Raw genomic sequence first — 24,728 nt, 5'->3', positions numbered from 1 at the left:
CCCTCAGGGCACGAGCACCCTTGACGCGCCGACCGGGAGGTCCCACAGGTCCTCGCGGGGCAGACCGGCCTCCTCCCAGGCGGCCCTGACCCGGGTGAGGGGTTCGAGGACCGGCTCGGCGGACAGCACGAACGTGGCCCAGTGCATGGGCGCCATCCGCCGCGCGCCGAGGTCCTGGTGGGCTCGGACCGCCTCCTCGGGGTCGGTGTGGACGTCGCTGAGCCACCAGCGCGGGGCGTACGCGCCGATCGGGAGCAGCGCCAGGTCGATGCCGGGGTAACGGCGGCCGATCTCGGCGAACCAGTGGCCGTATCCGGTGTCCCCGGCGAAGTGGATCCGGTGCCCGGCCCGGTCGGTGAGGACCCAGCCGCCCCACAGGGAACGGCAGGTGTCCAGGAGGGTGCGCTTGGACCAGTGGTGGGCGGGGACGAAGTCGAAGCGCACCCCGTCGAGTTCGGCCGCCTCCCACCAGTCGAGCTCGGTCACGCGGCTGAACCGGCGGCGGGTGAACCAGCGGCCGAGTCCGGCCGGGACGAAGACCGGGGTGTCCCGGGGCAGCCGCTTGAGGGTGGGGCCGTCGAGGTGGTCGAAGTGGTTGTGGCTGATGACGACGGCGTCGACGGCCGGCAGGTCCTCCCAGCGGACCCCGACGGGGGTGAGGCGGGCCGGCGTGCCGAAGATGCGGCGGGACCAGACCGGGTCGGTGAGGACCGTCAGTCCGCCGACGCGCAGGACCCAGCTGGCGTGCCCGGCCCAGGTGACGGCGACGGTGTCGGGCCCGGCGGGCGGCAGCGGACCGGGCTCGAAGGGCAGCAGGGGGATGTCGCGGAGCCCCTCGGGGCGGGGGCGTACGGCTCCTTCGCGGGCGAGGCGCGCCATGGCCCGGACGCCGGGGAGGGGCGCGGTGAGCCGGTCGGTGAAGGTGCGGGGCCAGTCCTGCCGCAGCCGGCCGACGGGCTGCAGGGCGGGGGGCGCGGCCCGGCCGGGGTGGTGCGGGGCCGGGGCCTGCCCGGCCCGGGCGGGGGGTGCCGTCCGTTCGGTCATCTGCGGGCTCCGTTCCGCTCGTGCTCGGCACATCGGGGAGGGGCGGGGGTCGCGGGGCGCCGGCGCCCGGTCATCGGAGTTCCTCCAAGGCTGCTCCGAAGTCCTCCAACGCCCGGGCGACGTGAGGCAGTTCCACGGGGTCGGGTGCCCCGAGGGCCTCCGCGCACTCCTCCTCGGTGGCGCCCAGGAACATGCCGGTGCCGAATCTGACGCGCAGCGCGCCGAGTTCGTCGCCGAAGCGGTGGCCGCCGGTCGCCGGGGCGCCGAGCCGCGCGGTGAGGTGGCTCTCCAGCTCCAGGGAGTCGGCGACGCCCCGGGCGGCGAGCCCGGCGCGCAGCGGTCCGAGGTCGGCGTAGAGGTGGCGGCCGGCCTGCGGCGGCCGGGCCAGGGCTCCGGCGGCGAGGACGGCGCGGTGCGCGGCCCCGGCGAGCCGCCCGTGGACGGCGGCGGCGCGCCGGGCCCGTACGGTGACGTCCTCGGGCTCGTCGAGGGCGTGGGCCACGGCGGGGGCCACGGGCCCTGGGACGAGGGCGCCGAGGGCGGTGAGCACGTCGAGGACGCGGGCCCTGGGGTCGGTCCAGCGGTCGGCGCGGGACGGGTCGGTGGGCGGGAAGCGGGCGACGGCGCAGGGCCAGGCGGCGGGGGCGAGGGCGCCGCCGAGGTCGGTGAGGACGGTGACGTCGTCGGGGCACATCTCGGCGGGACTGAGCAGCACGGTGCCGCCCGGCTGGTGGAGGGTGTCGCGCCAGGTCTCGTCGCTGATGACGTGCAGGCCCTCGGCGACGGCCGCCTCGCAGGCCTCGCGGACGAGTTCCGGCGCGGGGACGGTGGCGGTGGGGTCGTCGGCGACGGAGAGCAGCACGAGCCGGGGGTCGCCGCCCTCGGCGCGGATCCGGCGGACGGTCTCCAGGAGGGCGTACGGGTCGGGGACGCCGCCCGCCTCGGCGGGCGTGGGCACGTGATAGGCCGGGCGGCCGAGGAGACGGGCCTGCGGGGCCCACCAGGCGGGGCAGGGCCGGGGCAGCAGGAGGTCGCCGCCGTGGGCGGCGATCAGGGCCAGGAGGAGGGCGGGGGCGCCGGGCGCGGCCACCACGTCCTCGGGGTGGGTCCGCAGGCCGCGCCGCCACCAGTAGCCGGCGGCGGCCTCGCGCAGGACGGGCCCGCCGCCGGGCGGTTCGGGAGCGGTCCGTCCGGCGGCGGCGGCGAGCAGCCCGGCGAGTCCGGGCAGGACGGGGAGGCCGGTGTCGGGTGCGGGAGGTCCGTAGCGCACCGGGCCGCGGCCTTCCGGAGCCGTCTGCCGCATGTCCCGTACCTCCTGTGCGCGCGGGGGCGCCGGCGGGCACCCCCGTGCCCTTTATACGAAGGTTCGACCGTTCCCGCTCCTTCGGACGACGGTGACCGGGTGACGCACGACCGCGTCGAGGAGGTACCCCCGGGTGTTGTGCACGGCCTGCGCCGGCCGGGTGTTCCCGGCGCCGTCGGTGGTGCGGGAGAGCAGCGTGACCCGTCCGGTGGCGTGCGGGCGCCACGGCACGCTCCAGCGGACCCGGCCGTCGCGGCGGGGGCGCCGTGGAGCCGGGCGTGCCGCCCGTGGGCGCCGGACCCGGCCGAAGTCGACGCCGCCGAAGACGTACGGATCGTCCAGGACGCGGGGCTGGAGGTCGACGGCGTCGTGGGCGATCCCGGCGCGCCGGAGCACCTCGGCGAGGCGGACGCCGCGCCGGCGGGCGGCTCCGACGGCACCCGGGGTCCAGGCGGTGCCGGTGACCGGTCGGTCCTGCTGGGCGGTGGAGAGGCCGCGGCCGTTTCCGGCGCATTCGATCAGGGCCGTACGGGTGACGGAGGGCAGGTCCCGCAGTTGCCCGTGGGTGAAGTGGACCGGGCCGCGGCCGTGGAGTCCGTCGCCCCGGAGGGTCAGCCGCCGGTCGGCGGCGGCGAGGCCGCCGAGGGCGGAGGCCGCGGGACCCGCTGCGAGCGGCTTCAGCAGGGTGCGGCGGGCGGGCGCGGGCGGGTACGGCACGGGTCTCCTCGACCCGGGGGAGAGAAACGGGCCGCCGGACGGGACGGCGGTGCGGGAGGGGGCGGGTGGGCGGGTCCTGGAGGAACTCCGTTGCCGGCGGGACCTGTTGGAGTGACCCTCTGTCCACATCACAAGACGCTGGTCTCATCATGCGGCGGGGGTGCGTACGGTGGAAGCACGCACCCACACCGAGGGAGTCGCTTCGATGACGCACGCCTCCGCGCAGCCCGCGGCCTCTGAGACCGCCGTCTACACGCACGGCCACCACGAGTCGGTCCTGCGCTCGCACACCTGGCGGACCGCCGCCAACTCCGCCGCCTACCTGCTGCCCGAACTGAGCCCCGGCCTGGACGTCCTGGACGTGGGCTGCGGGCCCGGCACCATCACGGCCGATCTGGCCGCGCTGGTCGCGCCGGGCCGGGTCACCGGGGTCGACGCCGCCGAGGACGTCCTGGCGAAGGCCCGCGGGGTCGCCGCCGAACGCGGCCTGACGAACGTCGGGTTCGCGGTCGCCGACGTCCACGCCCTGGACTTCCCCGACGACTCCTTCGACGTCGTCCACGCCCATCAGGTGCTGCAGCACGTCGGCGACCCGGTCCGGGCGCTGCGCGAGATGCGCCGGGTGTGCCGGCCCGGCGGTGTCGTCGCGGCCCGCGACAGCGACTACGGGGCCTTCACCTGGTACCCCGAGCGGCCCGCCCTGGACGGCTGGCAGGACCTGTACCACCGGGTCGCACGCGCCAACGGCGGCGAGCCGGACGCGGGACGGCGGCTGCTCTCCTGGGCCCGGCGGGCCGGCTTCACCGAGATCACGACGACGGCCGCCGCCTGGTGCTTCGCCACCCCCGAGGAGCGGGACTGGTGGAGCGGCCTGTGGGCGGACCGCACGACCGCCTCCGCCTACGCCGGCCTGGCCGTGGACGGCGGGCACGCGACCGTCGCCGAACTGGAGGCGATCGCGGAGGCCTGGCGGGAATGGGGCGGGCAGGAGGACGCCTGGTTCATGGTGCCGCACGGCGAGATCCTGTGCCGGGTCTCCTGACCCGCACCACGGCCCCCGCCGCCCCTCAGTGCGGGCGCGTCCTGAACTCGTAGGCTTCCGGAAGGGGTTCGTCGGTGAGGTCCGCCCAGACCTCACCGAGCACCTCCGCGCCCTCGCGCAGGTCCGCGACCTCGAAGCCCTCGTCGAAGACGGCACGGGCCTCGTCCGTCCGGCCCTCCGCCCGCAGCATCCGGACCTCCAGGAGACGGAAGGCGCCCCTCCCCCGGACCTCGTCCGGCAGCCGCCCCCACAGCTCCCGCGCCGGACCGGACCGGCCCGCGGCGAGCAGCGCCGCCACGGCCTCGCGCCCGAGGGCGGCGGCCACGAGCCCGCTCCCGTCGTGGTCCGCGTGGTCGGCGAAGGCGTCCGCGAACCGCTCGGCGGCCCGCAGCGGATGGCCGTCCTCCTGGTCGGCGACGGCCAGGCAGTACAGCAGGGGCCAGCGCACCTCGGCCCGGTGGAGTCCGCGCTCCCAGCTCCGCACCGCCTGGGCGCGGTCTCCCGCGTGCCACTGGGCGATGCCCAGGTGGTACTCGGTGGACGGGTCGGCGGGGGCGGTCTCCAGCATGTCCCGCCAGGGGGCGCCGACCAGCGGCGCACCGGGGCCCGCCCCCTTCGCCGGGGACGGCAGGACGCCGGTGCGCAGAAGCTCCCGCCAGGGTTCCTGGTCCGGCCCGAGGGTCGACTCGGGGAAGGGCGTCCCCGGCAACTCGTACCCTCCGCGCAGGACTTCGAGGGCTCCCCAGCCGGAACCGGCCGCGAGGACGGTCTCCGGTGCGGCGTCCGCGGCGCCCTCCCGCCAGGCGGTGTGCGCCGCGTCGACGGCGGCGCGGGGCAGCGCCGCCGCCAGCTCCGCCTCGACGGCGGCGCGGGCGGCGGTCCAGTCGTCGCCGAGGGCCGCGGCGGGGTCTGCGGCGAGCGGCCCGTACGCCTCCAGCCAGCTGAACTCGGCGCCGCCCTCGAGCTCCAGGTGCTCCAGCTGGGTGCGGGCGAGCCCGGCCTGCACCTCGGCGTAGCCGGGGGTGCCGGGCTCGGTCAGCCACTCCTGCCAGCGGCGGCCGCCGCGCCCGGTGCCCCACAGGAAGAGCTTGCGGCCGCGCAGCGCGTCGGTGGAGGTCTGGACGAGCCCGTGGCCGTCCGCGTCGAGGGCGGCGATCCAGCGGCGGCGCCCCTCGGGCAGGTCGTAGAAGTAGTCCGCGGCGTGGACGCCGTTCAGCGGGTACGAGCGGTCGGCGCCGTCCTCGGCGGCCGGCACGGGAAGGCGGTTCAGGCCGCGTTCCCAGCCGTGGTGCCAGGCCGCGTCGGCGGGCACGAGGATCCTGCGCTCCTCGGGGACGGCGGTGTTGGACCACCAGTAGGCGGGGGCGGTCCGCTCGTGGGGGTTGCGGACGCGGACGCCGACGTACAGGAAGTCGGAGTCCTCCGGGAGCCACAGGTCGACCTGGAAGGGCAGGCCGCGCAGGCGCTCCCACTCCCACAGGCGCAGCATCGGGCCGCCGTCGGGGGCGCGGACGGTGGCCGCGTGGAGGGGCGAGCAGGAGAGGGTGGTGTGGCCGGTGGCCCCGATGTTCCACTCGATGCCGCCGGAGAACCAGGCGCCGTTGAGGGCGAAGGCGGCGGGCTGGAACACCGGGTTGCGGTAGAGGAGTTCGCGTCCGGTGGGCTTGTGGTGCAGGGAGTGGACGCGGCCGCCGAGGCCGGGCAGCACGGTCGCCCGGAGCCTGTCGTTCTCGATCACGATCGCGTCGAGGTCGGCGGGCGTGCGCGCGCGGCCGTAGCCGTCGCGCACGGCGACCGGAAGCAGGCTGCGCAGGGGCGCCCGTCCGATGCCCCGGGCCATGTCGCGCGGGAGTTCCGCGAGGGTCCGCGCGTCGACCGCGTGGGCCCCGGCGCCTGCGGGGGCCCGCAGTGCGGGAAGCGGGTTGTCCGGGCCCAACGGGGCCGCGGGCAGCGTCAGTACGGCACGTCGTACGGTCGTCATCGATCCATGGAACACGCCGGAGCCGGTCCTGACCAGGGGTTCTCCACGTCGTGCTTCGGCCAGGCCCCGGCAGGGCCGCCGGGGGCGGGGCGCCCGGATATTCCCGGCGCCGGTGGTGCCCGCCGCCGTAGTGTGGAGGGCCGGTCCGCCGCCTGGGCGTCCGGGAACCAGTGGCACAGGGAGTACGAGGAATGGGCACGCAGCACACCTACCGGGTCATCGTGCGCGGCACGTTCGACGGTCTGTCGGAGGAGAGCCGGTCCCGGCTGCTCGCCGAGGCGGACGCTCACGGGCTGACGGCGATGCGGTTCACGGAGGAGGGCTCGCTGGCCTACGACCGGACGCTGAAGCACTTCTCGTACCGCCTGGTCGTCGTCTCGGACGCCGAGGACGGCGAGGAGATGGCGGGCGCGATCGCGGAGGACCGGGTGGAGAAGGCGCTCGGCGAGCTGGGCCACGGGTACAAGGCGCTGCGCTCGACGGTGACGGACCTCGACACGATGAAGATCAACTACAAGCGTTAGTCCGGGTCGGGCGCGGTGATCGCCCAGCGTTCGTGGTCCCGCCAGGCCCCGTCGATGTGCAGCATCGCGGGCGAGAAGCCCTCCAGGCGGAAGCCGGCGCGGCGGACGAGGGCGCGGGAGGCGGCGTTGCCGGGCTGGATGTTCGCCTCCAGGCGGTGCAGCTCCAGGGGGCCGAAGGCGTGCTCCAGGACCAGCCCGAGTGCCTCGGTGAGGAGTCCGCGTCCGGCGGCGTGCGCGAAGGCGCCGTAGCCGAGGGCTCCGCTGCGGAAAGCACCGCGGACGATGTTGTTGATGTTGACGAAGCCGGCGATCCCGCCGCCGTCGGCGCGCTCGCAGACCAGGAAACCCGCGCGCGCCGGGTCCTCGATCAGGACGCCCGCGTAGGCGGCGTACGCCTCGGCCGTGCACGGCGGGAAGAGCCAGGGGCGGTGGAACTCCCGGCTCTCGCGGGCGCGGGCGGTGAACTCCTCGGCGTCGTCGAGGGAGAAGGGCCGCAGACCCACGCGGGGTCCGACGGCGAGGTAGGCGGCGAGATCGTCGGACATGCGGCCAGGCTACGTGGTGCGGGGCGGCGTCCGGTGGGGGCGGGGCGGTGCCCCGTACGGGCGAGCGCGGCGTCCCGTACGGGCGGGCTGTCGTCCCGTACGAACGGACGCGGCGTCCCGTACCCGCGCGGCGGCGTTCAGCGGCGGGCCTCGCGGACGCGGGGCGGGCAGGTCTCGCCCTTGCGCACGACTCCGATCGTGGCGGTGGTCCGCCGGTCCAGGGCCGTGCCCGCCGCCGGGTACTGGGTGCAGACCTCCCAGCACGGCGGCCACAGCACCCGCCGGTCGCGGCCGCTCACGTCGTGGACATCGAGGCGGGTCCGGCGGTCGAGGCGGGTGAAGACCTGCCACAGGCCCCGGCCCAGGAAGTCCGGCATCGGCCGTGTCCCGGCCTCCTCGCCGGACGTGGCGGCGCCCTCCGCCGAGGAGGCGGCGACGGCCGCGAGCGCCAGGGCCGCGCCGACGCCGACGACGGCGGCCCGCCTCACTTCCGCCTCCGGGCGGCGAAGTAGGCGCCGCAGCCCGCCCCCAGGAGGGCGGTCGCGAGCAGCGCCACGTAGAGCGGCAGGGTGACCTCGGGGACCAGCAGGCGGATCCTGACCTCGCGGGTGTTCTCGAAGATGAAGACCAGGGTGAGGACCGCGACCGCGACCATCGCGATCCGCCCCGGGGTGAGGGCTCCGGCCCACCGGGACTTGCCCCCGCCCGCTGCCCGTGGCGTCCACTTGGGACTCATGCCCGGCCCCTCTCCTCCGTCGTGCCGTCGCCCGTACCCGGCCACAGCCGTGGGACCAGAATGGGACGCGCGGCGCCTCCCCGTGACGGCGAGCAGAGCCGTACGGGTGACTTGTCAGACAACGTGAGCCGACTACCGTGGTGCGGAGGCCGGCGCAGAGCGAGCCGGGGACGAGACGAGGAGGGGCCGTGGCGGTCAGCGGACAGCGGCGGCGACCGGTCGTGGCGCTCTACGAGCGGATCGCGGACGCCGTCCACGACGGCACCTACCCGCCGGGTTCCACGCTCCCCTCCGAGCCGAAGCTCGCCGCCGAGCTGGGCGTCAGCAGGCCGGCCCTGCGCGAGGCGCTGCTGCTGCTCCAGGAGGACGGCGTCCTCACGGTGCGGCGCGGGGTGGGCCGCACCGTCAACGACCGTCCGCCCCGGCGCGGCTTCGAGCACGTCCAGCCGCTGGAGGGACTGATCGGCACGGGCGCCCCGCTGCGGGTGCGGGCGCTGCTCAGGACCGTCGAGGAGCCGACCGACTTCACCACCCAGCACCTGCTCGCGCCCGCCCGCGCCGAGCTGCGGTTCTGGGAGTCCGTCCTGGGCGGGGAGGGAACGGCGGCGGCGTTGAGCCACGAGTGGGCGGCGCCCGACGAGCTGCTCGACCGGGTGCACCCGGAGTTCGCGCGGGCCCTGCGGGCGGCGGAGGCCGAGCCGAAGGGCCGCGGCGCGGTCTCGATGCTGGCGGTGCTGGTGGGGGCCTCGCGGGAGACGGCCCTGAGCGCGCACAGCGGGATCACGGCGACGCTGCTCGGGCGGCGGCGCGGGGAGCAGCTGGGACGTCCGGCGGACACCCCGGCCGTCCTGGTCACCCAGGTGGTGCGGGTCGGCGAGACGCCGGTGCTGGCGGCCAAGCACATGCTCCCGACGGGCACGCCCGCGCTGCCGGTGCTCCAGTCGTACTGAGCGGGGGCGGGGGGACGGGGAGCACCTCGTCGGTCCCGCCCTCCGCTTCCGGCCGTCACCACGGCCGCCGCACCGGACGGGGAACGAGAAGCCCGCCCGGCCTCCGGGCCGTGAACCGCGGGGACGCCTCCGCACGCCTGCCCCCTGCCGCGGGCCACGGGCCGCGGGGGGCGCCTCCGCACGACCGACCCCCGCCGCGGACCGCGGGGCCGCCCCCGCGCGACGCCCCGGACCGCAAGCCGTGCGGGCGCCTCCGCACTCCCGGCCTCCGGGCCGCGAGCCGTGCGGGCGTCCGCCCTTCGGCGCCCCGGCCGAGGGGCCCGTAGGGCGCCTCCCCCCGTCCGCTCGGGGGCGGAGTCCCCGGCCCGTCGACCGCCCGTCGGGTCCGTCACAGCACCCCGCGCGTCCGTGGCGTACACTTCCCCGCCATGCACTTGTCTGACAACTCTGCCTCGCCTGCCGCCGCCACCGTCTCCGAGTGGATCCGCCGGGCCCCCAAGGCCGTCCTCCACGACCACCTCGACGGAGGGCTGCGCCCCGCGACCATCGTCGAGCTGGCGCGGGAGTGCGGCTACACCGCGCTGCCGACCGAGGACCCGGCCGAGCTCGCGGTCTGGTTCCGGGACGCCGCCGACTCCGGTTCGCTGGAGCGCTACCTGGAGACCTTCGCCCACACCTGCGCGGTCATGCAGACCCGCGAGGCGCTCGTGCGCATCGCGGCCGAGTGCGCCGAGGACCTGGCGGCGGACGGCGTCGTCTACGCCGAGATCCGCTACGCCCCCGAGCAGCACCTGGAGGGAGGCCTCACCCTCGACGAGGTCGTCGAGGCGGTGAACGACGGCTTCCGCGAGGGCGAGCGCCGCACCGGCGGCCGGATCACGGTCCGCACCCTCCTCACCGGCATGCGCCACACCGACCGCTCCCTGGAGATCGCGGAGCTCACGGTCGCGCACCGGGACAACGGCGTGGCGGGCTTCGACATAGCCGGCGGCGAGATCGGCAACCCGCCGGCCCGCCACCTCGCCGCCTTCCAGCACCTGAAGCGGGAGAACTGCCACTACACGATCCACGCCGGCGAGGCCGTCGGCGCGGAGTCGATCCACGAGGCCGTGCAGGTCTGCGGCACCGAGCGGATCGGCCACGGCGTGCGGATCACGGACGACATCGCCGAGGACGGCACGCTGGGCCGGCTCGCCTCGTACGTCCGGGACAACCGCATCGCCCTGGAGGTCTGCCCGACCTCCAACCTCCAGACGGGCGCCGCGAAGGACTACGCCTCGCACCCGATCGACGAGCTGCGCCGGCTCGGCTTCCGGATCACGCTCAACACCGACAACCGGCTGGTCTCCGGCACCACCATGAGCGAGGAGTTCCAGCACATGGTGGACGCGTTCGGGTACGGCCCCGAGGTCTTCGAGGAGTTCACGGTCGCCGCCCTGGAGGCCGCCTTCCTGCCGCTGCCGGAGCGGCAGCGGCTGATCGACGAGGTCGTCCGCCCGGGGTACGCGGCGCTGTAGCCCACGCCGTCACCCGACCCTCCCCTCCACCAGGGGGAGGGAGAGCGTCCCCGTGGACTCGGGGGCGCTGACGACGGTCACCGGCTTGACGCCCCGGTTGCCGAAGTACGCGGTGTCGCTCGCCGCGACGACGAACTCCAGCCGGTGGCCCGTCTCGTACCGGTGGACGATGCCCGGCAGCTCGACGGTGAAGGGGCGGGTGACGTCCGGTACGCGCACCGGCGCGACCAGCCGGTTGACCAGGGTCTTCGTCCCGTCGGGCGCGACGTCGTAGAGCTTGGCGAAGAGGACGAGCTTGTCGGCGGCGTCGCCCGACTCCTGGACGCGTTCGGCCGCCGGGGAGACGACCCGAAGGGTCGCCCTCGGCGCGCCGACGAGGTCCACGGGTGCGGTGAGCGGGGCGCTGGTCCAGCCGAGGTAGGTGCCCGGGGTGTCGTACGGCCGGGGGTCGGGGAGCCCGATCATGCCGGCGAGCGAGGACTCGGAGTGGCTCGTCGGGACCAGCCAGTTGGTGTACCGACGGGAGCCGCGGGCGACCTTCGTACGGTTGTCGACGAGCTTGCCGTCGCCGGAGAGGTACAGCTTCTGGCTGAGCGCCGGGACCCGGTCGGCGGTGCCGTAGCCGCTCCGCCCCTCGCGGTACCAGGCGAAGGCGGGACCGGTGTCCGAGGCCGCGTTCTTCCGGAGGTACCGGTCGAACCAGGCGAGGACGCGTTGCCCGACGTAACTCCCCTCCGGGTCCGCGAGGTCGAGTTCGCCCGGCTTCTGCCCTCCGCTGTGGCCCCAGGACTGCCAGATCATCCGGGTGTCGACGCCGCGCTCGCGCAGCCGGTCGTAGGTGGCGCGCGCCTCGTTGAGGTTGAACAGGCTGTCGGACTGGCCCTGGACGATCAGGGTGGGGGCGGTGATCCGGTCCAGGTAGGAGACCGGGGAGACGCTGCGGGCGTACGTGAGCATCTCCTCGCTCTCGGCGGCCGGGTAGCGGCCGGAGTTGAGGAGCCTCACGGTGTCGCAGGCGTCGGTGACGAAGTGCAGACAGCCGAGGGAGTTGATCCGGCTGGGGTCGAGGGACGGGGAGAGCAGGGGCTGGCCCTCGCCGATGAGGTAGAAGCCGTTGGCCCACTGCCACTTGAAGACCCCGGGGGTGGCCCGGTCGGCGGCGTTGGGGGCGAGCGCGTACGCGAGGTCGTTCCAGGTGATGAGGGGGACGAGGGCGTCGATGCGGGGATCGACGGAGGCGGCCGCGAGTTGGACGGCCCCGCCGTAGGAGCCGCCGATCGTGCCGACGCGCGGGTCTCCCGCACCGTCCCGGGTGACGAAGTCGACGCGGGTGCCGTCGTCGGCGGCGCGGGTTCCGGCGAGGAAGTCGACGAGGCGGGCGGCGGCCCGGCCGTCGGTCTCGGGTGCGTCGAGGGAGATCGGACAGCCGGACTTCCCGAAGCCGAGGCCCGAGTAGACGAGGCCGACGTAGCCGCGCTCGGCGAAGGCCTTGCCGATCGCGGCGGTGGAGCCGTCGCTCTTGCTGCCGCCGAAGCCGTTGGTGGCGAGGACGGCGGGCGCGGGGTGGGCGGCGTCCGCGCCGGCGGGCCGGTAGAGGTCGGCGTCGACCGTGCAGCTGCGTCCGTCCGCCTCGACGGTGAACCGGAGCGGGGTGACGGTGTACGCGCCGGGGTCGGCCTCGGCGCCGCTCGCGGGAGCGGCGAGGGCGAGCGGTGCGGCGAGCGCGGCCGCGCCGGCCACGAGCGCGAGGGCCTTGCGGGATCGGGGCACGGCACGGGACACAGGGACCTCCACGCTGAGGACGACACCGAGCGGCCCGACAGCACCTACCGACTGGTAGGTACCCGGGCAGCGCCCATGCTGTGACACGTGTCATGAGGCCGTCAACGCGTCGGACGAAGGTTGTTGACGGAGATTCAGTGAAGGCGACGCTCCCCGCGCGGGCGGCCGGGTGCCGCGGGCCGCCGCCCGCCCCGCGAGGGGAGAACGGCGCCATGACCGGCGCCGAGGAGTTCAGACCCGAATCGGAGCGGGTGACGCGCGTCCTGCGCGATCAGATCATCGACGGGACCCGGGCCCCGGCAGCAGGCTGGTGGAGCGCGAGATCGCGGCCGAGCTGGACGTGAGCCGGCTGCCCGTCCGCGACGCCCTGCGGGACCTGGTCGCGGAGGGCCTGGTGACCCCGCGCCCGCGGACCTGGGCGGTGGTCCGCGAGTTCACGGCGTCCGACGTCGCGGACCTCGGCGAGGTCAGGTCCGCCCTGGAGATCCCCGGCTTCCGGCTCGCCGCGCAGCGCCGCACCCGGGCGGGGCTCACCAAGCTCCGCGCCGACCTCGATGCCGAGCCGGCGGCCGCGGACAAGGGCGACGGGCAGGCCGCCCGGCGGGCGGCCGCCGACTTCCACGAGACCGTCACGGAGCCGGCCGACAACGCCCTGATCGGCGAACTCGACGCGACGCCGCGCAGCCGGATGCGCTGGCTGCTCGGGCAGCACGCCGCCTTCACCGTCGTCGCCGAGGAGCACGCGGAGCCGTACCGGGGGATCGAGGCGCGGGACGTGGAGCGCGTCGAGAAGCCGGCCCTGCGCCACCTGGGGACGAGCCGCGACGAGGCCGCCGCGCACCGGCGCAGGACGGCGGAGCAACCGCTCCGGCACCGCACCGGCTCCCGTCGGCGCGCCTCCGTCCCCGCGCCGTGGGGCCGGCGCCGCGCCGGCGCGTCGGCATCGCCCGCGCGCCGCGCGCCCCTTCAGCGCAGGGCCGGTGCGTCCAGGGTGAGCGTGCCGGTGTCCGCGTCGAGTGCGGCGGTCACGCCGAGCGGCATGGTCAGCGCGGTCGCGCTGTGCCCGAAGCCCATCTCCTCCACGACCGGCACCCCCAGCCCGCCGAGCCGGTCGACGAGCAGCGCCCGCACCTCCTCGTACGGACCGCACTCCTCCCAGGAGCCGAGGCCGATGGCCGCGACCCCGTCGAGCCAATCGGAGCGCAGCAGGTGGGTGAGGATGCGGTCGAGGCGGTACGGCTCCTCCCCCACGTCCTCCAGGAGCAGCAGTCCGCCGCGGGCCGAGGGCCGCCCGTGCGGGGTGCCGATGTCGGTGGCGAGGAGGCTGGCGCAGCCGCCGAGCGTCACGCCCCGGGCGCGGCCGGGCACCAGGGGCCGTGCCGTCTCCAGGCCGAGCGTGAGGACGGTCTCGGGCTCGAAGAGGGTGGCCCGCAGCGACTCCTGGGTTCGGGGATCCGACAGGAAGGTGCCGGCGGCGACCATCGGCCCGTGCAGGGTGGCGAAGCCCGCGCGGACGGCGAAGGCCTCGTGCAGGGCGGTGACGTCGCTGTAGCCGACGAACGCCTTGGGCCCGGCCGCCCGTATCGCCGTCCAGTCGACCAGGTCCACCATGCGCTGGGCCCCGAACCCGCCGCGCGCGCAGAGCACGGCGGAGACCGACGGGTCGCACCAGGCCTCGGTCAGATCGCGGGCGCGCGCCCGGTCCGCGCCCGCGAGGTGGCCGAGCGTGGGGTGGGCGTCCAGGACGTGCGGGGCGACCACCGGTTCCAGGCCCCAGCCGCGCAGGATGTCGAGCCCGGCCGCGAGCCGCTCCTCGGGGACGGGACCGCTGGGGGCGACGACGGCGACCCGCGCCCCGGGACTGAGTCGCTCGGCCCGGGTCAGGGGTTCGACGGCGGAGGACGGGCTGGTCATGTGCGGTACTCCAGGTCCGGGACGTCCGGGCGCTCGATGCCGAAGGTCCGTGCGTACAGGGCGAGTTCGGCCTCCAGGGCCTGGATCATGGTGTCGGCCCGGCGGAAGCCGTGTCCCTCTCCCTCGAAGGCGAGGTAGGCGTGCGGGACGCCCCGGCCGGCCGCGCGGGCGAGGAGGCGCTCGGCCTGCGCGGGCGGACAGATGACGTCGTCGAGGCCCTGGAGCAGCAGGAACGGGGCCGTGACGCGGTCGACGTGCTCGATCGGCGCGCGCTCCTTGTAACGGGCGGGCACCTCGTCGAGCGGTCCGATCAGTCCGTGGAGGTACCGGGACTCGAAGTCGTGGGTCTCGCCGGTGGCCCAGCTCCGCGGGTCCAGGACGGGGTAGATGATCGTGCCGCAGGCGTACACGTCGGTGGAGACGAGGGACGCGGCGCTGGTCCAGCCGCCCGCGCTGCCGCCGCGCACGGCGAGCCGGGCGGGGTCGGCGGTGCCCTCGGCGGCGAGGGCCGCCGCGACGGCCGCGCAGTCCTCGACGTCGACGACGCCCCACCGTTCCCGCAGCCGCTCCCGGTACTCGCGGCCGTAGCCGGTCGAGCCGCCGTAGTCGACCTTGGCGACGCCGATGCCACGCGAGGTGAAGTAGGCGGTCTCCAGGTCGAGGACGAGCGGTGTGCGGCTGGTGGGGCCGCCGTGGGCCCAGATCACATAGGGCGGCAGCTCGCCCTCGGGTCCGGTGAAGCCGGGGTGGCGCGGCGGGTACACCTGGGCGTGGATCTCCCGCCCGCCGGGACCGGTGAAGGTGCGGGCCCGGGGTTCGGGGAGGTAGGCGGGGTCGACGGCGTCGGTGTGCGCGGCGCCGACCACGCGGCTGCGGCCGGTGCGGGTGTCGAGCTCGACGAGCTCGGCGGAGCGGTGCGGTCCGGCGGCGACGCCGACCACCCGGGTGCCGTGGGCGGCGAGGGTCGCGGCCCACTCGGTGCGGGGTCCGCCGGCGTCGACGAGGGCGCGGCGCTCGGGGTCGAGGATCCCGAGGGTGGTGTTCCCCCTGCCGTGGACGACGGCGATCAGGCCGTTCTCCAGGGGGGTGAACCAGCGGAGGCCGATCTGCCAGAGCGGACCGCCGAACTCCTCGGCGCGGGGGCAGAGCGCCTCCGGTTCGGCGAGGCCGCCGTCGGGGGTGACCTCGGCGCGGTAGAGGTTCCACCAGCCGGTGCGGTCGCTGACGAGGAGCAGCCGGCCCGCCGCGTCCCAGTCGACCTGCGGGATCGACTCGGCGGCCGAGCCCGCGACGGTCCTGGCTCCCCGGAAGGCGCCGTCGGGGGTGACGTCGGCGAGCCGGACCTCGGTGCCGTCCCAGGGCATCCGGGGGTGGTCCCAGGCGATCCAGGCCGCCCGGCGGCCGTCCGGGGAGAGCCGGGGTCCGGTGACGAACCGGTCGCGCCCGTCGGAGAGTTCCCGGAGGGCGCCGCGGTCCTCGGCGGCCGAGCCGTCGAGGGGCACGGCGACGAGGACGCGGCGCACGTCGGTGGGCGCGGGTCCGGTGAACTCCTCCAGGACGCACCACACCTCGCCCCGGTCCGGGTGGACGACCGGGTCCGCCCACCGCAGTCCGCCGCCGACGGAGGAGACCGGGGTGAGCGGCCGCGGCCCGGCGGCGGGCTCGGCGTCGGGTTCGTACGCGTAGAGCCGCTGGTCGGGGAAGTGGCAGAACACGGCGAGCGGCCCGCCCGCCGGGCGCGCGACGGCCGCCCAGGGCTGTCCGCCGTACTCGATCACCCTGCTGCGGACGTTCCACGGGGCGGGCAGCAGACTCTCCTCGGTGCCGTCGGCGCGCCGCCGGACGAGGGCGCGCCGGCCGCCCTCGGCGGGGCGGGGCGCGGTCCACCAGAGCTCGTCGCCGACGGCGCCGAGGTATTCGGGCCGCCCGTCGTGGGCGGCGGCGAGCGCGGCGCCGACGGGCGACGGCCAGCTGCCGTACCCGGCCGTGGTCGTGGCCATCTCGTCTCCCCCTGTCATGGGACTGGTCCCCCCTCTGTCCCTACGCGGACTTCAGATAGTGGTCGAGCACGCGGACGCCGAAGTGCAGGGCGTCCACCGGGACGCGTTCGTCGACGCCGTGGAAGAGCGCCCCGTAGTCGAGGTCCGGGGGCAGCCGGAGCGGCGAGAAGCCGTAGCCGGTGATGCCGAGGCGGGAGAACTGCTTGGCGTCCGTGCCGCCGGACATGGTGAACGGCAGGACGTGCCCGGCCGGGTCGAAGCGCTCGACGGCGGCACGGAGCTTGGCGAAGGTCGGGGAGTCGACCGGGGCCTCCAAGGGGACCTCGCGATGGTGGAACTCCCATTCCACGTCGGGGCCGGTGAGCAGGTCCATGGTGGCGGCGAACTCCTCCTCGCCGCCCGGCAGCATGCGCCCGTCGACGTAGGCCACGGCCTGGCCCGGGATGACGTTGACCTTGTAACCGGCTTCCAGCATCGTCGGGTTGGCGCTGTTGCGGACGGTCGACTCGACGAGGGCGGCGGCGGGGCCGAGCTTGTCGAGGAGGACGTCGACGTCGAGGTCGGGGGCGCTCGTGTCGACGTCGACGCCGTACAGCGCGGCGAGTTCGGTGAGGGCGGCGCGGACGGTCGTGGTGAGGCGGACCGGCCAGGTGTGGGCGCCGATCCGGGCGACGGCCGCGGCGAGGCGGGTGACGGCGTTGGCCGTGTTCACCTTGGAGCCGTGGCCGGCCCGGCCGCGGGCGGTGAGCTTGAGCCAGGCGGTGCCTCGCTCCCCCGCCGCAATCGGGTAGAGGGTGGTGCCGGGCTGCGGGTGGAAGCTGAACGCCCCGGACTCGCTGATGCCCTCCGTGCAGCCCTCGAAGAGCGCCGCGTGCCGGTCGGCGAGGAAGTCGGAGCCGTCCTCGGCGCTGGCCTCCTCGTCCGCGGTGTAGGCGAGGACGATGTCGCGGCGGGGCCGGATGCCGTGGCGGGCCCAGGAGCGGACGACGGCCAGGACCATGGCGTCCATGTTCTTCATGTCGACGGCGCCGCGCCCCCAGACGACCCCGTCGCGCACCTCGCCGGAGAAGGGGTGCACGGACCATTCGGCGGGGTCGGCGGGCACCACGTCCAGGTGGCCGTGGACGAGGAGCGCCTCGGCCGAGGGGTCGGTGCCGGGGATCCGCGCCACCACGTTGGTGCGGCCGGGGGTCCGCTCCAGGAGGGTGGGCTCGATCCCGGCGTCCGCGAGCCGCTCGGCGACGTATTCGGCGGCCGGCCGCTCGCGGCAGTCGCCGCCGCCCCGGTTGGTGGTGTCGATGCGGATGAGCTCGGAGGTGAAGGTGACCACCTCGTCGAGCGCCGTCGTGTCCGGGCTCCGGACCTCCTCAGCCATACTGCTCCTCCACCGCGGCCGAGACGATGGTCGTGACCGCCTTGAACGTGCGAATTGCCTCGTACATGGTCTCGCTGGTGAAGGCGACGCGCCGCTCGCCGCTCCGCGCCACGCCGGGAACCACCGTGGCGGCGGCGCCCAGGTGCTCGGCGTCGAACTCCAGCTCCACGGTGAACGGGCCGCCGCGGACCGGCTCGTACCGGACGGCGAGCGCGGCGGCGGTCTTCGCGGCGGCGCGGATGTCCGCGGCAGTCCTCGCCGGGGGGCGGCACACCGCCGCGTACCGGGAGACGTGGTCCTTGACGGCGACCTTGAGTGCCCCGGGCGCGTAGCCGAGGGCGTCCTCGCAGGTCAGGTCGTCTCCGGTGACGAGGACGACGGGCACGCCGTACTCCGCGACCACCTGGGCGTTGAGCAGTCCCTCGCTCGCCCGCTCGCCGTTGAGCCAGACCCCGGTGATGGAGTTGGCGAGGTAGGTGTGCGCGAGGACGCCCTCGGTGCCGGCGCCGGTGTGGTAGCCGACGAAGGCGATGCCGTCGACGTCCCCGTGCTGCACGCCCTCGACCATCGAGAGGGACTTGTGCCGGCCGGTGAGCATCTCGGCCCGCTCGTCGAGCCGCTCCAGGAGCAGGTTCCGCATGGACCAGTGCGCCTCGTTGATGAGGACCTCGTCCGCGCCGCCGTCGAAGAAGCCGAGCACGGCGGCGTTCACGTCGGAGGTGAACATCGCGCGGCACCGCTCCCACTGCGGCGTGCCGGGCAGCACGTCGGCGGGCCAGGTCACACCGGTGGCGCCCTCCATGTCGGCGCTGATGAGGATCTTCATGCCTGGCACCGTACGCGCCGCCCGGCGGCCCTACCACCCCTGTGGATAACCTCCGTTGGAGTGGACCAATGACGTCCACCGGGCGGCGGTACGGATCACCCGGCCGGTTCCGGATGCCCCCTGGGTTCCTCCTCCGCCGGTCGGCACGGCGGCGGCCTGGTCCCCGGGCGGTCTGCGGGCGTCCGGGAGCCGCCGGAGGAACCGGCGCGCCTGCTGCTCCGCGTCAGGTGTGCCGTCGGCGTTCAGGGGCGGCCCGTCGAAGGTGACCACGGTGGGGTCCGGTGCGCGGGAGTCCGTGGAGATCCACCCTCCGGAGTGCCCACCGGGTGAGCGGCGGGCAGCTCCGGCGGGCCCGGCGGCGTGCCCGGCCGCCGTCGTCCGTCCCGGACGACGTGCGGGCCGTCGCGCCGCACGGTGACGCACGGCGCGGCGGCCCGTCGGGGTCGCCGCCGCGCAGGCCCTCGGCGTACGCGTACAGCGCAGGTGCGGGCGTCGGGCGCTCGTGCGAGGGGGGGCTCATCGCGCGGGGGGCACTCGTTTCCGTGGACCAGGGAGGCACGGTGCCCTCCGTGTCGCCCGCTCCGCCACCGATGTGCCGGAGCTTCGAATCGGACGAAACATCGCCAACACGTGTGTATAGGCTGTCGGCCGCAGTTGTCGTTGTCGACCTTCCGGAGAGCTCTCGGTGACCATCGCCTTCACCCCGTCCGAAACGACCCCCGCCGAAGCCGAGAACGTCACGGCGATCTCCGAGCCGGAGTTCTGGGAGCCCTCGGATCCCGAGCCCCGGGACACGCAGGAATCCCGGGACACGCAGGAATCCCGGGATGCGCCGGAGCCCCGGGACACGCCGGAGCCCCGGGACACGCAGGACACGGACGGTGCCGACGGCCACGGGCAGGACCACGATCCCGTCGTCGTGCGTGACGCCCGGGAGTTCGGGGTCTATGCGCGGACCGGCGGCTGGGCCTTCGCGCTGAAGGTGGCCCGGAGCGTCCGGCCGGGCGGTCAGCCCGCCGAGGGGACGGCCCGGACGAAGGTCTCCGCGAAGGCCTTCGCGGAGCTCGCCGGGTGCTCGCCCGAACGGGTCATGCGCTACTACCGGGCCTGGGACATGGCGGCCGACGACGGTCTGGTCCCGCAGTTCGAGGTCCTGGTCCCGGGCGAGGACATCGAACTTCCGGACGCGGACGTCTGGCTCTCGTACTACGCCTCGCGCAACAGCGCCTCCTCCGTGCGCGGCCAGGCCATCAGCGCGGCGGCCGAGGCGGAGGGCATCCGGCCGACGAAGGCCCTGGAGGTCGCGGAGAACCCGACGGCGCTGCGGGCGGCGATCCTCGCGGACCCCGGGACGGCCCAGGCCGCGCGCGGAGCGCTCCTGGACCGGATGAAGGAGGACCCGGCCCTCCAGACCGAGATGGCCCGCGCCATCGCCCGTACCGACGACCTGAAGAAGGCCGTGGCGAACGAGGCGAAGGCGGCCGACCGCATCGGGTACGTGCGGCAGATCGTCGAGAAGGGGCAGATCAAGACCCCCGCCGGGCAGACCGTGGAGGCACCGGCCGAGATCCGGGCCGAGGCCGAGCGGCACCTGTCGCTCCTCGACGAGCTGGACGACTCGGAGGAGGCGGGCGAGTGGGCCGGCGAGGCCTACGACACGGTGAGGAACCTGGTCGCCAGGGCGGTCGACGAGGATCCGGCGCTGCGCGTCCAGGAGCGGCGGACGAAGTTCTACAACAGCCTGCAGAAGGCGACGAAGGTCTTCGAGGAGCTGACGCTCGACGAGGTGATGGAGGAGGACATCTACGAGGCGGACATGCTCCAGCGCCTCGAAGCCCTCCAGGAGGCGATCGGCACCTGCATCAGCGCGCTGCGCAAGGCGACGACCGCCTCCTCCTAGGACTTGTCCGGCCGCTCGTGGCGCCTTCCCCTCGTGTCCGGCCGACGGATCGGGTGATCGGGCGGCCGGACACAGGAGGGCTTCGCGTGGGCCGTGCCGGCCGGGGCACGGACCCGCCCGGGACGAGCTCGACCGGGACGAGCTCGACCGGGTTTCCGTGACGTCCGGCAGGTTCGAAGGGGCGGATCCCGGCGGTCGTCCCTTCCCGGACGACCGCCTCCTCCCGGGAGGGACCGCGGGGTTCACCCGTCCCGTCCGTAGTCGCGCAGGGTGATGTTCTCCGCGGTCTTGCGGGCGATCCTGGCGGCCATGTTCTTGCCCGGCAGATAGGGCATGACCTTGTAGTAGCGGTTGAGGAGGGCGGCCATCAGCCGGCTGCCGGGGACCATCAGCCCGGCGACCCCGTCTCCCATCTTCCGGCAGCCCTCGGCGTACTCCCGCAGTTCCTCCTCGTAGCGGGCGAACGCGACGCGGTGGTCGCCGTGCGCGGCGGCCAGCTCTCCCGCCAGGACGTACGCGCCGACGAGGGCGAGTCCCGTGCCCATGCCGGACAGGGAGGACGGGCAGTGGGCGGCGTCGCCCAGCAGGGCGACGCGGCCGCGGGACCACGAGTCCATGCGGACCTGGCCGACCGAGTCGAAGTGGAAGTCGGGCGCGTGCCGCATGTCCCGGAGCAGTCTGTCGCACTCCCATCCGGTGCCGGCGAACTGCTCCGCCAGGATCGCCTGCTGTCGTGGGACGTCCCGCCGGTCGAGGTCGAGGAGATCGGAGGCGAAGTAGAAGACGGCTTTGGCCTCGGTGTTGTGGCGGGCGCTGTACAGGGCAGCGAGCTTGCCGGCGGTGCGGTAGGCGTGGCCGGTGTGGTCGAGCCCGAGGTGGTTGGCGGTGGTGAAGACCGCGCAGTGGACGCCGAGGTGCTTCACGAACCGCTCCTCGGGTCCGAAGGCCAGCCGGCGGGTGGTGGAGTGCAGCCCGTCGGCACCGATCACCAGGTCGAAGCGGCGCGGCGCGGCGCGTTCGAAGGTGACGGTCACGCCCTCGGCGTCCTCGGTGAGCGAGGTGACGGAGTCCCCGAAGACGTACTCGGTGTGCTCCTCGGTCGCGTCGTGGAGGATCCGCGCCAGGTCGCCGCGGAGGATCTCGACGTCTCCGGCGAAGAGGTCGGCGGGCAGCTTCGCCTGCGGCTTGCCCGCGCTGTTGACGTACGACATGGAGCCCATGCCGGTCCTGGCCCGCTGGACGGCGTCCATGATGCCCATGCGGCGCAGGATCGACAGGTGGGCCTCGCCGCGGAAGTCGACGGCGTAGCCGCCGTCGCGGAGTGCGGGGGCGCGTTCCACGACGGTGGTGGTGAAGCCGTATCGGTGGAGCCAGTGGGCGAGGGCGGGGCCGGCGACGGAGGCGCCGGAGATCAGGACGTCGATGTTCTTCGTGTTCTTGGTGTTCTTCGTGTCGGTCACGGGAAGAGCTTCCGGCGAGGTCCTCACCGCGGGCTCACCGCGGGCTCACCGCGCGCTCACCGCGCGCTCACCGCCGCAGGCACGCCTCCGACACGCTCTCCACGACGTGCTCGGGAAGGCCCAGCAGACGGAGCGCGCCCGGGGTGCCGGGACCCATGGCGGCGGCGGACTCGCCGGCCTCCCGGTAGCGGGCGCGGGCGGTCGCGTGATCACCGCGCGCCTCGGCGACGCGGCCCAGTCCCGCGAAGGTGCGGACCCGAGTGCCGACGCTCCTGACCCAGTGCGGGTCGACCCGTTCGAGGGCTTCCGCGTACAGGCGCTCGGCCTCGCTCAGGTCGCCGTCGAGCAGAGCCGTGTCGCCGAGCCCGCGCAGGGCCGCCGCGAGACCGGTGGAGCTGCCGGACCGGCGGGCGAGGACCGCGGCCCTGTCGTAGTCGGCGCGGGCCGACACCGGGTCCTGGCCGATGCGTTGGTCACCCCGGTTGACGAGCAGGTCGGCGCTGTCCTCCAGCGCGCCGATCTGCTCGGTGAGCGCGAGGGCCTCGTCGGTCAGCTCGACGGCCCGCGCGAGCTCGCCGCGCCCGCCCGCGAGGCCCGCGAGCGCGTCCAGGGCCAGCGCGGTGCCCCAGCGGTCGCCGAGCGAGCGGAAGCCCTCGACGGCCGTGGCGAAGGCGCGTTCGGCCGCCTCGGTGTCCCCCTCGCCGAGGGGCCCGAATCCCGACACGTACCACGCGGTCGCCCTCGCCCACGGCTCGGCGCGGTCGCGCAGGGAGGAGACGAGGGCGAAGGCGCTCCGCGGGTCGGCTTCGCTCGCGTTGCGCAGCATCCACAGGAGCGGGGCGACGGGATGGCGGCCCGTCCGTCCGTCCGCCCACGCGGTGGCCAGCACCTTCTCGGCGGTCGCGCGGTGGCGCTGCCAGACCGGCCGGCCGGCGGCGCCGGAGGCCGCGAGCAGCACGCACAGCACGTACTCCTCCTCGTCGAGGGGATCGCCGCCCGCCTCTTCCAGGAGCGCGATCGCGTGCGGGGCGACCGAGGCGGAGACGCCCCGGATCCAGAGGTGGTTCGCGGCGTGGGCGAGCAGCTTCAGGCCCGTCTCCCGTTCCCCGGCCCGGACCGAGCGGCGCACCGCCGCGAGGAGGTTGTCGTGCTCGGCGGCGAGGACGGGCAGCCACTCCAGCTGTTCGGCCCGGCGCAGGTGGGGGTCGGCGGTCCGCAGCAGCTCCAGGAGCCATTGGGCGTGGGCGTGCTCCGCGTCGGCGCGTTCGTCCGCCGCGTCGAGCCGTTCGGCGCCGTAGGCGGCGATCGTCTCCAGCATCCGGTAGCGGCCGCCCGCCGCCTCCAGGAGCGACTTGTCGACCAGCGACTCCAGGGTCTCGTCGTCGGTCGCGCACACCCGCAGCGCGGACGCGGCCGTCGCTCCTCCGGCGAAGACCGTGAACCGCCGGGCCGCCCGCTGCTCCTCCTCGGAGAGCAGGTCCCAGCTCCAGGCGACCACGGCGCGCAGGGTCCGGTGCCGTTCGTCGGCCGTACGGCTGCCCCGGGTGGCGACCCCGAGCCGGTCGTCGAGGCGTCCCGCGAGGTCGTCGGCGTCGAGCGTGCGGACGCGTGCCGCCGCGAGTTCGATGGCCAGCGGCAGATGGTCGAGGGCCGCGCAGATCCGGCCGACGACCTCCGGTTCGGCGGCGAAACCGCGCCGCACGGCGCGGGCCCGGTCGGTGAAGAGGCGCACGGCGGCGACGGCGTCGAGCGGCTTGACCTGCCAGAGGTTCTCACCGGTGATGCCGAGCGGCTCACGGCTCGTCGCCAGGACCCGGAGCCGTGGGCAGACCGCCAGGAGCCGTGCGGCGAGCATCGCGACCTCCTCGATCACGTGCTCGCAGTTGTCCAGGACGAGGAGGAGCGCCCGGTCGGAGAGCGCCGCGATCAGCCGGTCGACGGGGCCCTGCCCGCCGGCCCCCGTGCCGAGGCCGTTCTCGCGCAGGCCGAGCGCGCTCGACAGCGCCTGGGGCAGTGCGGCGGCGTCGCGCAGCGGCGCCAGCTCCACGAAGCAGACGTCGTCGGCCGCGGCTCCGGCGAGCCCGGCGACCTCGACGGACAGCCGGGTCTTGCCGACCCCGCCGGGGCCGGTCAGCGTGACCAGCCGGGCCACCCGCAGCAGCCGGGCGACCTCCGTCACCTCGTCGGCGCGGCCGACGAGCGCGGTCAGCTGGGCGGGGGGCGCCGCGGGCCCGGGCGACGGTGCGACGCTCAGCAACTCCTGGTGCATTGAGACGAGTTCGGCGGAAGGATCGGCGCCGAGCTCCTCGGCAAGGCGCCGCCGGGTCTCCTCGAACACCACGAGCGCCGCGGCCGGCCCGCCCTCGGCGAACAGGGCCCGCATCAGCAGTCCCGCGAGGCGCTCCCGCAGCGGATGGCGGCCGATCAGCTCGCGCAGCTCGGGCACGACGGCGCGCGGGTCGCCGGTCCGGAACTCCGCCTCGATCCGGTCCTCCAGGGCCCCGAGCCGGTGCTCCTCGAGCCGGGCGGCGGCGGGCCCGGCGGTCTCGCCCTCGGCGAGGCCGGCCAGCGCGGGTCCCCGCCACAGCCCCAGCGCCTCGCGCAGCGGGGCGAGGGCACGCGCCGCGTCCCCGGCGCGCAGGGCGGCCCGCCCCTCCCGGGCCAGGCGCTCGAAGCGGCCGGCGTCCACGTCGTCGGGTGCGACCAGGATCCGGTAGCCCGCCCCGGCCTGTTCGATCACGGCCCCGGAGCCGAGGGCCTTGCGCAGCCGGGACATCTGGGACTGGACCGCGTGGGCCGACACCGCGCCGTCCGGGTCGACGGCGTCGGCGAGCCGGTCCGTCGACACGACCTCCCCGGGCCGTATCAGCAGCAGGGCGAGCAGCGAGCGCCGGGCGGGCCCGCCCAGGGGAACCTCGGTCCCGTCGTCGTACCACGCGCGCGTCTCGCCGAGGATCCCGAACAGCATGCCGGTGATTATCCACCGGAGTCGATCACCCGTGGGCGACCGGACCGGGACGGGACGGGTCCCGCCCGAGATGCCGGTCGCCCGTATTCCGATCGCCGAGATGCCGGTCGTCCGCATCCCGCTCGCCCGGACGCCGCTCGCCCG

The 24,728-nt window shown here is 75.4% G+C and carries 19 protein-coding genes and 1 pseudogene; 6 read left to right on the top strand and 14 right to left on the bottom strand.

Annotated features, from left to right (window positions below; genetic code table 11):
• Positions 1–3 precede the first annotated feature (3 nt).
• From IE180_RS25645 to IE180_RS25635, 3 genes are all read right to left on the bottom strand, one after another.
• Positions 4–1,044, bottom strand: a complete 1,041-nt coding sequence (locus IE180_RS25645) for an MBL fold metallo-hydrolase (RefSeq protein ID WP_190159313.1) — start codon at positions 1,042–1,044, stop codon at positions 4–6.
• A gap of 70 nt (positions 1,045–1,114) precedes the next feature.
• Positions 1,115–2,347: an aminotransferase class I/II-fold pyridoxal phosphate-dependent enzyme gene (locus tag IE180_RS25640; protein WP_190159312.1), complete on the bottom strand. Its 1,233-nt coding sequence runs from the start codon at positions 2,345–2,347 to the stop codon at positions 1,115–1,117.
• 51 nt (positions 2,348–2,398) lie between these two features.
• Positions 2,399–3,064: a molybdopterin-dependent oxidoreductase gene (locus IE180_RS25635; RefSeq protein ID WP_190159311.1), complete on the bottom strand. Its 666-nt coding sequence runs from the start codon at positions 3,062–3,064 to the stop codon at positions 2,399–2,401.
• A 205-nt stretch (positions 3,065–3,269) separates the two neighbouring features.
• On the opposite strand from IE180_RS25635, the gene IE180_RS25630 reads away from it, so the two are divergent.
• Positions 3,270–4,106, top strand: coding sequence for a methyltransferase domain-containing protein (locus IE180_RS25630; protein WP_190159310.1), 837 nt, complete (start codon positions 3,270–3,272; stop codon positions 4,104–4,106).
• Between the two features lie 25 nt (positions 4,107–4,131).
• Here IE180_RS25630 and IE180_RS25625 read toward each other — a convergent pair whose 3' ends face one another.
• On the bottom strand, positions 4,132–6,087 hold the full coding sequence (locus IE180_RS25625; protein WP_190159309.1) for a DUF5107 domain-containing protein: 1,956 nt from the start codon (positions 6,085–6,087) through the stop codon (positions 4,132–4,134).
• 191 nt (positions 6,088–6,278) lie between these two features.
• Between IE180_RS25625 and IE180_RS25620 the strand changes: the two genes are divergently transcribed.
• Positions 6,279–6,611 (top strand): DUF6204 family protein, encoded by a 333-nt coding sequence (locus IE180_RS25620; protein ID WP_190159308.1) that lies wholly within the window; start codon positions 6,279–6,281, stop codon positions 6,609–6,611.
• Here the strand turns inward: IE180_RS25620 and IE180_RS25615 are convergent.
• From IE180_RS25615 to IE180_RS25605, 3 genes are all read right to left on the bottom strand, one after another.
• Entirely contained in the window at positions 6,608–7,156 is a 549-nt protein-coding gene (locus tag IE180_RS25615) for a GNAT family N-acetyltransferase (protein WP_190159307.1), read from the bottom strand. The genes IE180_RS25620 and IE180_RS25615 overlap by 4 nt on opposite strands.
• A 137-nt stretch (positions 7,157–7,293) precedes the next feature.
• Positions 7,294–7,644 carry a hypothetical protein gene (locus IE180_RS25610; protein ID WP_190159306.1) on the bottom strand — a complete coding sequence of 117 codons (351 nt, stop codon included), beginning with the start codon at positions 7,642–7,644 and terminating at the stop codon, positions 7,294–7,296.
• Complete coding sequence (locus IE180_RS25605; protein ID WP_093873255.1) at positions 7,641–7,892, bottom strand: lipopolysaccharide assembly protein LapA domain-containing protein; 252 nt, start codon at positions 7,890–7,892, stop codon at positions 7,641–7,643. The genes IE180_RS25610 and IE180_RS25605 overlap by 4 nt, the downstream gene beginning before the upstream one ends.
• 188 nt (positions 7,893–8,080) lie before the next feature.
• Between IE180_RS25605 and IE180_RS25600 the strand changes: the two genes are divergently transcribed.
• Both IE180_RS25600 and IE180_RS25595 read left to right on the top strand, forming a co-directional pair.
• Positions 8,081–8,842, top strand: a complete 762-nt coding sequence (locus IE180_RS25600) for a GntR family transcriptional regulator (RefSeq protein ID WP_190159305.1) — start codon at positions 8,081–8,083, stop codon at positions 8,840–8,842.
• 428 nt (positions 8,843–9,270) lie between these two features.
• Entirely contained in the window at positions 9,271–10,359 is a 1,089-nt protein-coding gene (locus IE180_RS25595; RefSeq protein ID WP_190159304.1) for an adenosine deaminase, read from the top strand.
• A 9-nt stretch (positions 10,360–10,368) separates the two neighbouring features.
• Here IE180_RS25595 and IE180_RS25590 read toward each other — a convergent pair whose 3' ends face one another.
• Positions 10,369–12,141: a CocE/NonD family hydrolase gene (locus IE180_RS25590; protein ID WP_229860867.1), complete on the bottom strand. Its 1,773-nt coding sequence runs from the start codon at positions 12,139–12,141 to the stop codon at positions 10,369–10,371.
• Positions 12,142–12,310: 169 nt separating this feature from the next.
• Here IE180_RS25590 and IE180_RS25585 point away from each other — a divergent pair.
• A pseudogene (locus IE180_RS25585) lies at positions 12,311–12,895 on the top strand (GntR family transcriptional regulator); the annotation flags it as partial.
• A gap of 212 nt (positions 12,896–13,107) precedes the next feature.
• Here IE180_RS25585 and IE180_RS25580 read toward each other — a convergent pair.
• Genes IE180_RS25580 through IE180_RS25565 form a run of 4 tightly spaced genes read right to left on the bottom strand, consistent with a single transcriptional unit; the run spans position 13,108 to position 18,256 of the window.
• Complete coding sequence (locus IE180_RS25580) at positions 13,108–14,055, bottom strand: S66 peptidase family protein (protein ID WP_190159302.1); 948 nt, start codon at positions 14,053–14,055, stop codon at positions 13,108–13,110.
• Complete coding sequence (locus tag IE180_RS25575; protein ID WP_190159301.1) at positions 14,052–16,073, bottom strand: prolyl oligopeptidase family serine peptidase; 2,022 nt, start codon at positions 16,071–16,073, stop codon at positions 14,052–14,054. Before IE180_RS25575 ends, IE180_RS25580 begins: the two co-directional genes overlap by 4 nt.
• A 22-nt stretch (positions 16,074–16,095) precedes the next feature.
• Positions 16,096–17,430: a M20/M25/M40 family metallo-hydrolase gene (locus IE180_RS25570; protein ID WP_190159300.1), complete on the bottom strand. Its 1,335-nt coding sequence runs from the start codon at positions 17,428–17,430 to the stop codon at positions 16,096–16,098.
• Complete coding sequence (locus tag IE180_RS25565) at positions 17,423–18,256, bottom strand: M55 family metallopeptidase (protein WP_190159299.1); 834 nt, start codon at positions 18,254–18,256, stop codon at positions 17,423–17,425. Before IE180_RS25565 ends, IE180_RS25570 begins: the two co-directional genes overlap by 8 nt.
• Before the next feature lie 685 nt (positions 18,257–18,941).
• Here IE180_RS25565 and IE180_RS25560 point away from each other — a divergent pair.
• Complete coding sequence (locus IE180_RS25560) at positions 18,942–20,156, top strand: hypothetical protein (protein ID WP_190159298.1); 1,215 nt, start codon at positions 18,942–18,944, stop codon at positions 20,154–20,156.
• Positions 20,157–20,398: 242 nt separating this feature from the next.
• Here the strand turns inward: IE180_RS25560 and IE180_RS25555 are convergent, their stop codons facing one another.
• Entirely contained in the window at positions 20,399–21,616 is a 1,218-nt protein-coding gene (locus IE180_RS25555) for an FAD-dependent monooxygenase (RefSeq protein ID WP_190159297.1), read from the bottom strand.
• Positions 21,617–21,683: 67 nt separating this feature from the next.
• Entirely contained in the window at positions 21,684–24,584 is a 2,901-nt protein-coding gene (locus IE180_RS25550) for an ATP-binding protein (RefSeq protein WP_190159296.1), read from the bottom strand.
• Positions 24,585–24,728 lie beyond the last annotated feature (144 nt).

This window comes from Streptomyces litmocidini, assembly GCF_014649755.1.
Lineage (GTDB): Bacteria > Actinomycetota > Actinomycetes > Streptomycetales > Streptomycetaceae > Streptomyces > Streptomyces litmocidini.
The sequence above is the reverse complement of the archived record's forward strand: the minus strand, read 5'-3'. Positions and strand labels throughout refer to the sequence as shown.

Coding starts and splice junctions, on each gene's coding strand:
- IE180_RS25645 (WP_190159313.1), bottom strand. CDS start 1,044: ATGACCGAACGGACGGCACCCCCCGCCCGGGCCGGGCAGGCCCCGGCC.
- IE180_RS25640 (WP_190159312.1), bottom strand. CDS start 2,347: ATGCGGCAGACGGCTCCGGAAGGCCGCGGCCCGGTGCGCTACGGACCT.
- IE180_RS25630 (WP_190159310.1), top strand. CDS start 3,270: ATGACGCACGCCTCCGCGCAGCCCGCGGCCTCTGAGACCGCCGTCTAC.
- IE180_RS25625 (WP_190159309.1), bottom strand. CDS start 6,087: ATGACGACCGTACGACGTGCCGTACTGACGCTGCCCGCGGCCCCGTTG.
- IE180_RS25620 (WP_190159308.1), top strand. CDS start 6,279: ATGGGCACGCAGCACACCTACCGGGTCATCGTGCGCGGCACGTTCGAC.
- IE180_RS25615 (WP_190159307.1), bottom strand. CDS start 7,156: ATGTCCGACGATCTCGCCGCCTACCTCGCCGTCGGACCCCGCGTGGGT.
- IE180_RS25605 (WP_093873255.1), bottom strand. CDS start 7,892: ATGAGTCCCAAGTGGACGCCACGGGCAGCGGGCGGGGGCAAGTCCCGG.
- IE180_RS25595 (WP_190159304.1), top strand. CDS start 9,271: ATGCACTTGTCTGACAACTCTGCCTCGCCTGCCGCCGCCACCGTCTCC.
- IE180_RS25580 (WP_190159302.1), bottom strand. CDS start 14,055: ATGACCAGCCCGTCCTCCGCCGTCGAACCCCTGACCCGGGCCGAGCGA.
- IE180_RS25575 (WP_190159301.1), bottom strand. CDS start 16,073: ATGACAGGGGGAGACGAGATGGCCACGACCACGGCCGGGTACGGCAGC.
- IE180_RS25570 (WP_190159300.1), bottom strand. CDS start 17,430: ATGGCTGAGGAGGTCCGGAGCCCGGACACGACGGCGCTCGACGAGGTG.
- IE180_RS25565 (WP_190159299.1), bottom strand. CDS start 18,256: ATGAAGATCCTCATCAGCGCCGACATGGAGGGCGCCACCGGTGTGACC.
- IE180_RS25550 (WP_190159296.1), bottom strand. CDS start 24,584: ATGCTGTTCGGGATCCTCGGCGAGACGCGCGCGTGGTACGACGACGGG.